Origin of the sequence: Lysinibacillus sp. RC79 (assembly GCF_041262405.1) — a bacterium.
Taxonomy (GTDB): Bacteria; Bacillota; Bacilli; order Bacillales_A; family Planococcaceae; genus Lysinibacillus.
On sequence record NZ_JBGCCD010000004.1, the window covers coordinates 1 to 13,933 of the forward strand.

A 13,933-nucleotide genomic window follows, 5' to 3' on the forward strand; every position below is an offset into this window, starting at 1 on the left:
AGGCAAAATTAAAAACGAGTCCGGTGCAATACCGAACTCGTTTTACCCAAGCTGCCTAATGAAATAACCGTGTCTAACTTTTAGGGGTCACTTCAACAATAGGAGTTTTTTTCATTTTCTATTTAAACCGGTATGTATTTATGTTAATTAGGAGCTTACTCTCGGTTGATAGAACTTTGTTTTCCGTAGCTAGAGTCGTCCACTTCGCCACTAAAATTGCTTTTTCCGCCGCTAAAGCCGTCCACTTCGCCGCTAAAATTGCTTTTTCCGCCGCTAAAGCCGTCCGCTCCGCCGCTAAAATTGCTTTTTCCGCCGCTAAAGCCGTCCGCTTCGCCGCCAAAACTGCTTTTTCTGCCACTAGCTGATTGAGGTGAGGTCGACCTACTCCGAGGGACTGGCGAGTGAAGGGGCTCATCGAACACCCCTAGCAAAGCGCCCAGTTGGAACGGAAATCAACCCACTCTATGGTGATAAGCCCCTAATTACTCATTGAAAATAAAGCCTGATACAGAGTTGCTAGCAAAGCAACAAAGAGCGTATCGTCAGAATTAAAAAGCTTAAAAGATATACCAGTACGCACAAGTTCAGTTTCTATATTACTAGCGCTTGCTATTTTTTCATCATTACAATATAAATAGGCAGTTGAAGTAAAATCCTTTTCAAAGCGAAAAGCGAGTCCATCCATTGTAAAAGAGTAGGAGGATTCAAGTAATTGAACCGTTTTCCGTTGTATCGGTAGAATGGATCCATCTGGCATAATTAGCTGATGGCTAACACCCTTTGTTAATAGTGTAGAATGCACTTGAAAAAGTGGTGCCCCTAAAGTAGTGCGTGTTTCATAGCGATGTGGTAATGACTGTTGTGCAGCAGCGAGCATAACAGCGTTAATTACTTTTCCAACGGATGAACGTTCAACCTTTTGAAGCACACAAACTGTCTCATTTTGTTCATTCATAATAGGGATATTTGCAAAGCTTTCGAAAGCTTTTGGATAGGTAAGGGTAAATGTAGTCATAAAAAAAGCCTCCAATCTACTTACTATACGGAGAAGCTTTACTCTAGGTTTCACCTTCAATAAAAATTTTAATAAACAGTTAGAGAGGTGGATTTCAATGAACTATAAATTTAGTATTATGACACAAGAGGAAGCAGAAGACATCGCCTTTAATTAACATTATGACGGGGAATATTCATTTTATGATATGGAAGCAGATCAGGAAGAAAGATGTATCTACTTTTATGCAAGCAACAAACGGAAGCACATTCGAGTTTTTAAAAATGGAATATGAAGTTTACCACTGAAAAAGGCTGACCGAACATGTGAAATTCTTCACGTTCGGTCAACCTTTCATTTTATTGTTGAGTTGTAACTTCTCCTGCAAGAGCACGTTTTTCCTGCTCTGGATCGAATTCTTTTTCCATTTTTGAAACGACAACTGTTGCTACACCATTACCAATTAAGTTTGTAACGGCGCGGGCTTCTGACATAAAGCGATCGACCCCGATTAAAAGTGCAATCCCTTCTACTGGAATCATTGGGAATGCTGCTAATGTTGCTGCGAGAGTAATAAAGCCTGAGCCTGTTACACCAGCCGCACCTTTAGATGTTAGCATTAAAATAGCAAGCAATGTAATTTGATGCCAAATATCTAAATCAATTCCATAAGCTTGTGCGATAAAAATAGCCGCCATGGATAAGTAAATGGATGTACCATCTAAGTTAAAGGAGTACCCCGTTGGAATGACAAGACCAACGACCTGTTTAGAGCAACCATAGTTTTCTAATTTGCGCATCATCGAAGGGAGTGCAGATTCTGATGATGATGTCCCAATAACGATGAAAATTTCATCTTTAATATATTTAATAAACTTAAAGATACTGAATCCAAAGTAACGTGTAATAAGCCCAATAATGAATACGATAAAAATAAACATTGTAATATAAACGGAAAGCATTAAAAATCCTAAGTTTCCTAGTGATTTAAGACCGAAGTTTCCGATTGTGTAGCTCATAGCACCAAATGCCCCAATCGGTGAAACCTTCATGACCATATTAACAATTTTAAAGAATATATCTGCTACTTGTTCGAAAAATTTAATAACTGGTTTAGCTGGTTCACCAATAGCAGCAGCAGCTATGCCAAATAAAACAGCTGAGAATAAAACAGGTAATAACTCTCCATTTGCAAGTGCTCCGACAACATTATCAGGTATAATTTGCATAAAAAATGCACCAATACCATGCTCTGTAGCTGCTGCTGCCTCTGTATATTGGGAAACATCTGCACCATTTGCAGCCGCTGTATTAAAGCCTTTACCAGGTTGTACAATATTGACAACGATTAAGCCGATTGCAAGTGCGAAAGTAGAGACAATTTCAAAATAGATTAATGCCTTCCCGCCAATTTTACCAACTTTTTTTACATCACCCATACTACCAATTCCAATAACAACTGTTAAGAAAATGATAGGAGCTATTAACATCTTAATTAATTTAATAAAAATATCTGCTAATATTTTCAACTTCGCTCCGAACTCTGGGAACGTAGCACCTACAATAATACCTAGTACAATAGCAATCAGTACTTGTACAGTTAAGTTTTTAAAATTTATACGCATAAAGTTCTCCCCTTACACTATTTATGAATATTATGTGAACGCTTTCATGAGGCTATCATAGCTGAAATTTTCCGACAATAGTTTTTATGACCGTAAAGTTTCTATTGTTCATTTTGTTCATTTTTAGTTGAGGGATGAATGAAACTAGTAATAACAAGGGTTTGTGGCTGTTTTATAGTAGTTTTATAATTTTGAAATCTATTATAATACAAAAGAAAAAAATCCCCACGCTTGTGAGGATTTTATCATTAATGAACAAAAGTATTGATCCCGCAGTGAAGAAATACTTTAAGGGGAAACAATTTTTTCAATTTCCGATAAAACATCATTATTTTGTACATTGTTTCTATAAAAATCATAGACAGGTGCTAGTTTTTCTTTAAATCGTTTGCGTTCCTTATTGCTCATCGTATAAATCTCAAAGTTATCCTGCTGCTCAAGTTTTTGCAAATCTTCTTTGTTTATTTCTACAGCTTGCTCAAATTGCCAGTCTGTTGTTTCTTTCATAGCCTCCATAATCTGTTTTTGAATTTTTAAAGGTAAGGACTTCCAAAACTTTTCGTTAATTAAAACGGTGTATCCTAAAATGCCATGCTTTGTTAATGTCATATGCTTCTGTACTTTATAGAAACCTTTAGAATAAATATTGGACGCTGTGTTTTCTTGAGCATCGATGGCATTCGATTCTAAATCAGTGAAAACCTCGCTGAAGGGAGTCGGGATTGGTGTAGCACCAACAGCCTCGAATTGCTTTTCAAGAGTTTTACTTGGCATTGTACGGACACGTAAGCCTTTTAAATCTTCAAATGTTTGAATAGGGTGATCGACAGAGGTCAAATGTTTAAAGCCATTATGCCAAAAGCCCAGTCCTTTTATATGAAAAGGTTTAAGCTCATTTAACAATTGTTCACCGATCGAACCTGTAAGAACCTCATGAACTTCGTCATCCGTATTAAAAAGGTAAGGTAGATCGAGAACCTGCCAGTTTGGTATATGGGATGTCATCTTTGAAAAAGTAGGGATAATCATTTCTACTTGTCCATTTTGCAAAGCTTGAAACTCATTTCCATCATTAAACAAGGAGGAGTTTGGGTAGACGTGGACCTTCACCTCACCATTTGTTTTTTCCTCAACAAGCTCGGCGAATTTACTTGCCGCCTGTCCTTTTGGTGTATTCTCAGCAACAACATGACTTAAATGAATCGTAATTTGTGTATCCAAGCCTTTTTGCTCATCGTCATAGGGGAGAGGCTTGGCGAATAGTAACCCCTGTTGAACACCAATCGCTATCGTTAACAGTAAAACGGTTACTATAGTTCCAATAATAAATTTTTTCATCTATTACACCCAATTTATTCGTATTTTCTGATGTTTTTGTTATTCTAACATATGGAGTAAGCTAAAATATAGTAAGAGGGAGGCGTACATCTTGAAATTTCAAAAATTATCGATGAAGAGAAAAATTATGTCTCTGACTTTTTTTATTCTCATGCTCTCCTTTAGTATAGGTGGAACATTTTTGCTAGGGTTTGTCATGAATGAGCAAAAGGATAAGCTTGGAGATCAAGCTTTACTTGTGGCAAAAACAGTATCACAGCTTCCTGAGCTGAAAACTTACATTTCAAATAATAATTTTAACGAGGCTACGAAACACATAAATCCTGTAGTGGAAGAAATACGTGATATCAATGGCGCACAGTATATTGTTGCACTGGATATGCAAAGGCGCAAGTACTCACATCCAAATACAGAGGAGATCGGGCAAGTCTCGGAGTCAGGTGATCTAAACGCTGCATTTTCTGAGCATTATTATACATCCATCGCACATGGTGAGCATGGAGATATGGTACGAGCATTCGTCCCGATCATGAGTAAAGAAGGAAGACAAATAGGTGTAGTAGTAGTAGGCTATAGTGTTTTAACTATTGCAGAGTTACTACAATCTATTCAAACAGAATTAATGATTACTATCTTATTGTCTCTTTTCTTTAGTGCATGGGGGGCCCATACTTTAGGGATTCATATGAAAAAGCAAATGTTTGGGCTAGAGCCTCACGAAATTGCTAAAATGTATGTAGAACGAACAGAAACCTTTAACGCGATGCATGAAGGGATTATTGCTATTGATAATGACTTGACAATCACAATATTTAATGAAAAAGCATGTGAAATATTAGGTGTACACAAACAAGCGTCAACATTAATAGGGAAGAAAATTTTTGACGTTTTACCTGATACACGATTACCGGAAATTTTGGAGCTAGATCAACCTATTTTCAATCGTGAGCTCTATATTAATGATCATAGTATTATGAGTAATCGTATTCCTATACAAGTTAATGGGAAAACGGTTGGAGCTGTGGCCATGTTTAAGGATCGTACAGAAGTGAAAAAGCTTGCAGAGGAATTAACGGGTGTTAAGGCATTTGTACAAGCATTACGCGTACAAACACATGAGCATAAAAATAAATTGCACACAATTGCTGGTCTTTTACAGCTTGGACATCATAAACAAGCACTTTCTTACTTAACGCAAGTAAAAGAAGAACACGATGAAATTACAAACTTTCTAAATGAACGGATTAAAAATGAAAATATTTCAGGGCTATTGCTTAGTAAAATTTCCTATGCAAAAGAACAAGGAATTCTACTGGAGATTGATAGAGAAAGCCGTTTGACAACATTTCCTAACAATCTAGATCATCATGATTTCGTTATTTTGTTTGGTAACTTAATTGAAAATGCTTTTGATGCATTAAGGGATGTACAAATTGAAGAAAAAGTTATCCATGTTTCTGTTGATGAGGATGAGGATGTGTTGGCAATCTTAGTAACAGATAATGGTATAGGCATGACAAATGAAGTAAAGGCACATATTTTTGATAATGGCTATTCAACAAAAGAGAAAAAAGGTCGAGGCATTGGACTTTTTTTAATAAAAGAAATTGTACAAAAAGGAAAGGGAGAAATTGAAGTCATAAGTGAACCGAATAAAGGAACAAGCTTTTTAATAACTTTTTACCATACTTAATAGACTCATTATCAAATGTTGGTGATAACGTTGTTTTGATTGGAGTAAAGACTGGACGACTCCTTGGGGTTCATTTGACGTCCCTAAGAAAGAGCTTGGTTGTAATGGAGATCAATCCTATGAGAAATGTAATATGAATAGTTGAAATTGAAGCGAGAAATTCTACGGGAACAGTGTGACGCTCTCTTAGATAGCTTCCTTAAGTGAATATTTACACATTTAGAGATAGAACAGAGTGTATGGAGGACTAACAGTGACACAAACAAAGGTTTTATTAATAGAGGACGATCCAATGGTGCGAGAGGTTAATCGCCAATTTATTGAGAAGATAGCTGGATTTGAAGTAATTGGACAAGCCTCAAATGGAGTTGAAGGGATTGCCCAAATTCGAAAACTTAAACCAGAATTAGTATTTATGGATATTTTCATGCCAGAGCAGGATGGAGTGACAAGCTTACGAAAAATTCGTGAACTCAAGTTACCAGTAGATGTAATTACGGTAACTGCTGCTAATGATATGGAAACTGTAAAACAGGTCCTGCATCTGGGCGTCTTTGATTATATTATGAAACCTTTTTCATTTGAACGAGTGCAAGGAACGCTTGAAAATTATTTGCGCTTCAAAAAGCAAATGCAAACGGAGCGTGAGCTAACACAAGGGGAGCTTGATCAGTTATTCCATTATCATGGTGGGCATAATGAGGTTCAGCAATCAAATGTCTTACGGTCAGAAAAAAGTTTACCTAAAGGTTTTAATCGTGCAACACTTGAGAAAGTTGTGCACTATTTGCAATCTGTAGAAGGAGCATCGGCAGAAGAAGTTGCCAGTGGCGTAGGTATTGCACGCGTAACAGCAAGACGATACTTAGATTATTTAGAGAAGCAAGAGGAAATTACGATGGATGTGCATTATGGTGGCATTGGTCGTCCGGTCAATTATTATTTTAGTAAATAATGAAAAATCCTGATTGTTAAAATAGACAATCAGGATTTTTTACTGTTAAAGTAATTATTGATTTTTAAGTTATGGATAACCAAAGGCATAGTTTTCGTCTAGGCAAAAGCGCTACATCCTCGAGGTCGCTTCGATCCCTCGGGCAAAAGTGGTGGAGCGTTTACTTTTGCTTCGGGCTCTCTAGCGCTTGTCGGATGTAAACGAGCGCTTTAGCGCATTTGTTCTTAGTAAGGCATAATTTTTTCAACAGGCTTTGGCGTTTTAATTTTAGGTAAAATTTTATCTATTGTAACTGTACGCTTAATGATATGTGTTGATTCATCATTTTCATCGAATTGATCAAGGAATGAAATAACCTCTTTTACAATTGGTGTTGGCGTTGAAGCACCTGCTGTAACGGCGACGGAATTAATTCCTTTTAACCATTCAATTTTCAGCTCAGAAACGTCTGCAATTCGATAAGATGGCGTCCCTGCTATTTCAACAGACACCTGCGTTAAACGATTCGAGTTATTGGATTTTGGGTCACCAACAACAATAAGTAAATCTGCTTCCCCAGCTTGCTTAGCAACTGCCTCTTGGCGTACCTGGGTTGCCAAACAAATCTCCTTATGCACTTCAATATGTGGGAATTTCTCTTTTAAACTATCCATTAAATGAGCGACATCCCATTGACTCATCGTCGTTTGATTCGTTACTAGTAATTTATCATTCGTTAAATTTAATGTATCAATATCAGTGGATGATTGCACTAAATGCACATGATCTGGTGCAACGCCAATTGCTCCTTCTGGCTCGGGATGGCCTTTTTTACCGATATATATAATATCATAGCCATTTGCTGATTTTTCACGAATTAAATCGTGTGTAACTGTTACGTCAGGACATGTAGCATCAATGGATACTAAGCCTTTTCGCTTCGCAATTTCACGAATTTCGGGTGAAACACCATGGGCTGTGAAAATAACAGTGCCAGTTTCAACTTGTTCAATAATTTCTAAACGATTCTCGCCATCTAATGTGATGATGCCATCTGCTTCAAAGGCATCTGTAACATGTTTATTATGCACAATCATACCTAAAATGTAGATAGGTCTTGGTAATGTTTTATCGAGTGCGGCGTTTCGAGCGATGACCATCGCATCAACAACACCGTAGCAATAGCCACGTGGATTAATTTTTAATACTTGCATGGTTGTGACTCCTTTCAAGCTTACCTATCTACATTATAACGGACAGGGACGGCGAATACAAAGAAACCTTCATCTACATAGGCGGCTGGAATATACGGGGCTTAGATGGAAGTGGTTCAGCAGGAGTAAATGATCCATTTTGTCGAGACGCTTTTCGACTTTTAGTTGAACCTGCTCCTCCACTAGTCGCTGCTTCAGCTGCTACTGCTGCAGCACCTGCGGCAGCTCCTGCAGCAGGAAGACCTTGAAAACCTTTATACAATTTTAAAAGTGACGGAATATTTTTTACCATTGGCATTGCTTGCTGAATGTAAGGCGTATATGTTTTCGCTGAGTTAAATAAGCTATTCGCCTGCTGCAAAAATGAACCGATTTTTGAAGGTTCCTGCATTGATGGCATTGGCATTTGTCCTCCAAATGCTCCTATTCCACTGGACATTGGAAAGCCACCTGGAATTCGTGGATTTGGGAAGCCTCCAGGCTGGAAAAAGGACTGCGGTGACATTTGTGGAGGTGTTGGCATTTGCATGGGCATTTGCATGGGCATTTGCATCGGCATTTGCATGGGCATTCTCATGCCACCAGGATACATCGGGAACTGTGGTCTAAATACCATAACGATCTCCTTTCGATAGTGATTTAACATTGATGACATACCTGATTATAAATATGATATGCAGATGGGTAAGTTAGCGTTCGACACGCACAAATAAATAATTAGGGCGATTGTAAATGTATCTCACTATATCCTGGAAGGTTTACTTATTTTATTTGTAGTTAATTAGTGGTAAAAAATTCTTGAAAACTACACATTTTTTTCACTTTTCCAGCCGTTTTGAAAGGTATAATGATTTGTTAGTAAATCATCATTTTAGAAAAAGAAGATTTGAATGTATTACATTAATGTAAATAAATTGATAAAATATTTTTTGATAGCGGCGGTAAAAAATAGGAGGTATTTTGTGACAATTAAAATTAGAAGTATAGTGTCGTTTGGTCTTATTGTATTATTAGTTTTAGTTATGGGGATTTTTCAACAACAAAATGCCAAATCCCAACAAGAACAAGTACATTTGATAAAAGAAAAAACACTTCAAACGACGTTATTAGCAGATGAGATGAAGTTAGCAGTTGTGCAGGTTCAGCAGTTTTTGACTGATATTAGTGCAACAAGAGCACTCGATAATTTAGATGATGGATTTGAGCAAGCAGAAAAATATAGTAAAATTTTTTATAAAGATTTGGAACAAGTGAAAAAAATGCATCCGGAAGACCAGGAAAGATTAGATGCGATTAAAGTAGCGTTTGATGAGTATTATAGTGCTGGTCAAAAAATGGCTAACAGCTATATTCAAGGTGGGCCTGAGTTAGGGAATAAAATGATGCTTGAATTTGATACTACATCCGTTGAGATTAATGACAAAGTAGATTTGTTTCAACAAGAAAACATTACAGACATGCAAAATTCTTTAGCAAATGTTGAAAAGCTTATTAATGATAATAAGCAGTGGTTCTTATGGATGTTCTGTATTATTTTAATGATTTGTATAGCAGTTGGGATTGTATTCGTACGTTCTATCGTTGTTCCCGTCAATAAGCTAACTTCTGCAGCAAAGGTAATTGCAAAAGGAGATTTATGTCAAAAGGATATTGAAGTCAGAACGAAGGATGAAATTAAAGATTTAGCAGATTCTTTTAATTTGATGAAATCTAATTTACATTCATTAATACATAGTATGACTGCAAATGTTGAGCATACAACATCAGCAGCTGAAGAGTTAGCAGCAAGTACAGATGAAATTTCAAATTCCTCTCATGATATTGCAAACCTTGTAGAGAGAATGGCAATTAGTGATCACCAAGCAGCTGTTACTGGTCGTGAAAGTTCGATAGCAATGGATGAAACTGCTCAAGGTGTTCAACGTATTGCGGAGGCTACTCAAATGCTTCATTCTAAAGCGGTAGATACACAATCTATTGCAAATGATGGTGAAAAAACGTTACATATCGCAGAAGACCAAATGTCGATTATCCAACAATCTTCAAATACAACAAATGAGCGAATTAAGATGCTAAGCACACAATCAGCTGAAATTGTTAATATTACGAAAGTAATTACTGACATTACTGAGCAAACAAATCTTCTAGCACTAAATGCTGCGATTGAGGCGGCTCGTGCAGGGGAGCATGGAAAAGGATTTGCAGTCGTGGCAGATGAAGTACGCAAATTAGCAGAGGAATCAAAAGCATCTGCCAATCAAATAGTGGATGTCATAGCACTTATTCAGCAAGAAACGAAGGAAGTAGAAAAGGCAGTAAGTGTAACTGTATTAAATGTAGATGAGGGTGTCACATTTATTCAGAATGCCCAAAATGCCTTTGATGGAATTTTAAAAGCGATTGGTGATATGACATCTCAGATTGAGGATGTGTCTGCTTCTACGCAACAAATTTCTGCAAGTACTGAAGAAATGGCAGCGTCGGTCAATGAAATGTCCTCTTCTTCCAATTATGCTGCACAGCAATCTGAAACAATAGCATCGACAATCGAAGAGCAAACTGCGACCATTCAAGAAATTAATGCTGTTGCAAAGGCATTAAGTGCAGAAGCGGTGTCCGTGAAGGAAGAAATCAATAAATTTAAAATATAAGGCTCATTATCATAATGTGGGGTTGGTTTCCGTCAAAGCCCTCCATGTCTAAAAGATCACAAAAAAGCGAGGTAGTTTCCAAATGAATTAACCATTTGGAATTACCTCGCTCTATTTTTCTACAAATTTATTTATGGGAAATATCTCTCAGTTTAGAAGGAGGGGCACAAACGTTAGAGGAACAACTCTTCTGTAATGAGCATGATGCGCACTTGCCCTTCTTCTGTTTCTTAATGCTCTTATATAAGGTAATACCAGCATAGCCAAATATAATACTACCGATTAAGATATTAATCAATAAAGACATTCTCTACACCTCACATCAATAAGTTCCCGATACCATAAATCATAAGTGCAATAAGATAAGCTACAACAAATGGATATATTGTTGCAAATAAAGTCCATTTCACAGACTGTGTTTCCCTTTTTATTGCGCCTACTGTGGCTAAACAAGGCATATAAAGTAAAACAAAGGCCAAGAATGTATAAGCGCTCAAAGCAGTAAAATGAGTGGTCATTGTAGACGATAAGACACCTTCACTTACGCCATAAATAATCGCCATTGTCGAAACAATCACTTCTTTTGCCAGGAAACCAGCAATAAGGGATGCACCAGCTTGCCATGTTCCAAAGCCAAGCGGGATAAACAATACACCAAAAGCGCCTCCAATAATTGCTAAAAAGCTGTCATCCATATTGACATTAGCGCCATGTGGTCCTAAATAAGAAAGAAGCCAAATAATCACGGAGCCGGCAAAGATAATAGTACCAGCTTTGCGGAAAAATCCTTTTCCTTTTTCCCAAGTAGAACGCCAAAGTGTTTTAAGCTGTGGTACATGATAGGCTGGTAATTCAACAATAAAAACTGAAGTTTCATTTTTCAAAATCGTCATTGATAATATTTTTGTCACAATAAGTGCTATCACTATTCCCATTATATATAGGGAGAATACCACTAAAGATTGATGTTTAGTAAAGAATGCTGCGCCAAATAAAGCATACACAGGTAATCTTGCTGAACAGCTCATAAACGGAGCTACTAGTATAGTTAATAGTCGTTCTTTTGGCTGTTCAATTGTTCTTGCAGCCATTACGCCAGGAACGTTACATCCGAAGCTTACAATCATCGGAATAAAAGCCTTGCCGTTTAAACCGAAAAATTCCATAAGGCGATCCATGACAACAGCAATTCTCGCCATATACCCTGAATCTTCTAATAGTGAAATAAAGAAAAATAGTACAAAGATTTGTGGTATGAAAACTAAGACGCCGCCAACACCTGCAATGATCCCATCACAAATTAAATTAATAATAAAAGGGGCTGCACCAATAGCTTCTAAGACTTGAGTAACAATATCTGTAAGAGGGCCGCCTACAATGCCATCCAGGAAATCAGAAAGCGGGGTACCGATCCATGCAAACGTTGCTTGAAACATTAAAAACATAAGCGCTAAGAAAATCGGAATACCTAAAATCGGATGTGTTAAAATTTTATCAACTTTCTCTGACCATTGTGTTTCACTTTTCTCTTGTATGATTACTTCTTTGTAGATGTTAGATATATATAAATCACGTTTTTTAGCAATAGCTTTATTTAGTGGTTCACCTATTTGCTTCTCTAAAGCATCTCGCATTGCAGCAAGCTGTTCAAAGTATTCCTTTTCTTTCAAAAAAACGTCAACAGCTTCATTTCCTATTAGAAATTGAATAGTACACCATCTTCTTTGTTCTTCAGGAACATGTTGTAACAATGCTTCAATTTTTGAGATGCCTTCTTCAATTAGGTCATCATAGGTAAATGTAAAACGTTGTTGAGTACGATCGGAGGCTTGAATAGCAGCATAAATACCTTCGACACCTTTACCAGTACGAGCGCTTATTGGAATAACAGGTACTCCCAAAGAATTCTCTAATTTTTCGACATCAATTGAAATGCCTTTCTTTTTCGCAACGTCTATCATATTTAAACAAACGAAAACAGGTTTGCTAAGTTCAAGTATATCTACTGTTAATTGCATATTTCGTTCGAAATTAGAGGCATCGATAATATTTAAAATTCCATCCACCTGATCTTCAAGTAAAAATGAAGTGACAACACTTTCATCTCTTGAAATGGGGTTAAGCGTATATACACCAGGTAAATCAATTATTTCCTTTTGTAGTCTTTTTACTTGTCCTACTTTTTTTTCAACGGTTACACCACTCCAATTGCCAACGTATTCATATGAATTTGTCAATGTATTGAACAATGATGTTTTACCGATATTAGGGTTTCCTATTAAAGCTAATCTACTCATACTTGTTCGACCTTTATATCCATTAAATCTTTTTTTCTAAGCCCGATTTTCTGTCCTTGACATTCCAATATACAAGCTCCAGAAAACCATCCTTTTTGGACCATACAAACTTGACAGCCTTCTTTTATTCCAAAAGCATTTAATCGTTTACATAAAAGAGAGTCAATTTGCTGTAGATCTTTTACTTTAACTTTTTCCCCCAATTGAACCGCGTGAAGGTTCATAAGATCTACCTACTTTCTTGTGAGTGATAATCATTATCAAAAAAATCTTATCATTTTTTATCTAGTGTATCAATAATAAGTTTACTGTTGAAAGTAGTATTGGAATAGCAGAGTTAAAGTAAGATCAAACCTTATTCTTCATCGTGACAACGAAGCATTCTATACCCAACGCGGACATGTGTCTGGATTAACTTTGGGTTAGCTGGATTGTTCTCTATTTTTTTTCGAAGAGTAGCCATAAAAACCCTTAGACTTGGAACATCCGATTGAAGTGCGTTGTGCCAAACTTCCTTTAAAATAAAATTATGCGTTAAAACTTTACCGACATGTTTTGATAAAATAACCAAGAGCTTATATTCAATAGGTGTCAAATGAACTTCTTTCCCATTTACAAACACTGTATTTGCCGCGTAGTTTATTTGTAAATGACCATTTACAAAAATAGAAGATTCATTTTCTAGCTGATGCTCAAAAGACATTCTTCTCAAAGCTACTCGAATTCGGGCTAATAGCTCTTCAACACTGAAAGGCTTTGTAACATAATCGTCTGCACCAGCATCTAAAGCATTGATTTTATCGTGCTCTTCGCCTCGTGCACTAACTACGATAATTGGTGTTTGAGTCCAGCTTCTAATTTTCGTTATAAGCTCTACACCGTCTATGTCTGGTAGTCCTAAATCCAAAATAATAACGTCTGGATTCATAGCAAGAGCCTTTTGTAGAGCACTATTTCCATCTCGTGCAATGTCGAATTCATACTGCTGAGTTGCTAATGTCATTTTAATTAAATTACCAATGGCTACATCGTCTTCTACTACTAGAATTCGTTTACTCATCGAATTTCACTACTCCTTTTTCAGCGCATCCCCAGAACGTGAGTGGAGGGATTTCTATTCCAATTGGTCGTTTACATCATAGGGACGTCTGATTAGAGTCCCATCTATGACACTGATCCCGAGAAAC

The 13,933-nt window shown here is 36.9% G+C and carries 13 protein-coding genes and 1 pseudogene; 4 read left to right on the plus strand and 10 right to left on the minus strand.

Annotated elements, in window-relative coordinates; all coding sequences use genetic code 11:
- Positions 1-118 precede the first annotated feature (118 nt).
- Together ABH968_RS04955 and ABH968_RS04960 are read right to left on the minus strand one after the other, a co-directional pair.
- Positions 119-415, minus strand: a complete 297-nt coding sequence (locus tag ABH968_RS04955) for a hypothetical protein (RefSeq protein ID WP_370042928.1) — start codon at positions 413-415, stop codon at positions 119-121.
- A gap of 63 nt (positions 416-478) precedes the next feature.
- Positions 479-1,015: a tubby C-terminal domain-like protein gene (locus ABH968_RS04960; protein WP_370042929.1), complete on the minus strand. Its 537-nt coding sequence runs from the start codon at positions 1,013-1,015 to the stop codon at positions 479-481.
- Positions 1,016-1,112: 97 nt separating this feature from the next.
- On the opposite strand from ABH968_RS04960, the pseudogene ABH968_RS04965 reads away from it, so the two are divergent.
- Positions 1,113-1,221, plus strand: a pseudogene (locus tag ABH968_RS04965) (GNAT family N-acetyltransferase); the annotation flags it as partial.
- 132 nt (positions 1,222-1,353) lie between these two features.
- Here ABH968_RS04965 and ABH968_RS04970 read toward each other — a convergent pair.
- Entirely contained in the window at positions 1,354-2,619 is a 1,266-nt protein-coding gene (locus tag ABH968_RS04970) for a dicarboxylate/amino acid:cation symporter (RefSeq protein ID WP_370042930.1), read from the minus strand.
- A 288-nt stretch (positions 2,620-2,907) separates the two neighbouring features.
- On the minus strand, positions 2,908-3,957 hold the full coding sequence (locus ABH968_RS04975) for a TRAP transporter substrate-binding protein (protein WP_370042931.1): 1,050 nt from the start codon (positions 3,955-3,957) through the stop codon (positions 2,908-2,910).
- 112 nt (positions 3,958-4,069) lie between these two features.
- Between ABH968_RS04975 and ABH968_RS04980 the strand changes: the two genes are divergently transcribed.
- On the plus strand, positions 4,070-5,650 hold the full coding sequence (locus ABH968_RS04980) for an ATP-binding protein (RefSeq protein ID WP_483308115.1): 1,581 nt from the start codon (positions 4,070-4,072) through the stop codon (positions 5,648-5,650).
- A 253-nt stretch (positions 5,651-5,903) separates the two neighbouring features.
- Positions 5,904-6,605: a response regulator gene (locus tag ABH968_RS04985; protein WP_370042932.1), complete on the plus strand. Its 702-nt coding sequence runs from the start codon at positions 5,904-5,906 to the stop codon at positions 6,603-6,605.
- Between the two features lie 224 nt (positions 6,606-6,829).
- Here ABH968_RS04985 and ABH968_RS04990 read toward each other — a convergent pair whose 3' ends face one another.
- On the minus strand, positions 6,830-7,798 hold the full coding sequence (locus ABH968_RS04990; protein WP_370042933.1) for a 4-hydroxy-3-methylbut-2-enyl diphosphate reductase: 969 nt from the start codon (positions 7,796-7,798) through the stop codon (positions 6,830-6,832).
- A 73-nt stretch (positions 7,799-7,871) separates the two neighbouring features.
- Positions 7,872-8,414 carry a VrrA/YqfQ family protein gene (vrrA, locus tag ABH968_RS04995; RefSeq protein WP_370042934.1) on the minus strand — a complete coding sequence of 181 codons (543 nt, stop codon included), beginning with the start codon at positions 8,412-8,414 and terminating at the stop codon, positions 7,872-7,874.
- A 346-nt stretch (positions 8,415-8,760) separates the two neighbouring features.
- Here vrrA and ABH968_RS05000 point away from each other — a divergent pair, with 346 nt between their 5' ends.
- Positions 8,761-10,449, plus strand: coding sequence for a methyl-accepting chemotaxis protein (locus tag ABH968_RS05000; protein WP_370042935.1), 1,689 nt, complete (start codon positions 8,761-8,763; stop codon positions 10,447-10,449).
- A 127-nt stretch (positions 10,450-10,576) separates the two neighbouring features.
- On the opposite strand, the gene ABH968_RS05005 is transcribed toward ABH968_RS05000, so the two are convergent.
- The 4 genes from ABH968_RS05005 to ABH968_RS05020 all read right to left on the minus strand — a co-directional run bounded on the left by ABH968_RS05005 (position 10,577) and on the right by ABH968_RS05020 (position 13,806).
- Positions 10,577-10,756, minus strand: a complete 180-nt coding sequence (locus tag ABH968_RS05005; RefSeq protein WP_370042936.1) for a FeoB-associated Cys-rich membrane protein — start codon at positions 10,754-10,756, stop codon at positions 10,577-10,579.
- A 10-nt stretch (positions 10,757-10,766) separates the two neighbouring features.
- Entirely contained in the window at positions 10,767-12,746 is a 1,980-nt protein-coding gene (gene feoB / locus ABH968_RS05010; protein WP_370042937.1) for a ferrous iron transport protein B, read from the minus strand.
- Complete coding sequence (locus tag ABH968_RS05015; RefSeq protein WP_049663835.1) at positions 12,743-12,970, minus strand: FeoA family protein; 228 nt, start codon at positions 12,968-12,970, stop codon at positions 12,743-12,745. The genes feoB and ABH968_RS05015 overlap by 4 nt, the downstream gene beginning before the upstream one ends.
- A gap of 131 nt (positions 12,971-13,101) precedes the next feature.
- A complete protein-coding gene (locus tag ABH968_RS05020) occupies positions 13,102-13,806 on the minus strand; it encodes a response regulator transcription factor (RefSeq protein WP_370042938.1) in 705 nt (234 codons plus the stop codon).
- Positions 13,807-13,933: the final 127 nt, after the last annotated feature.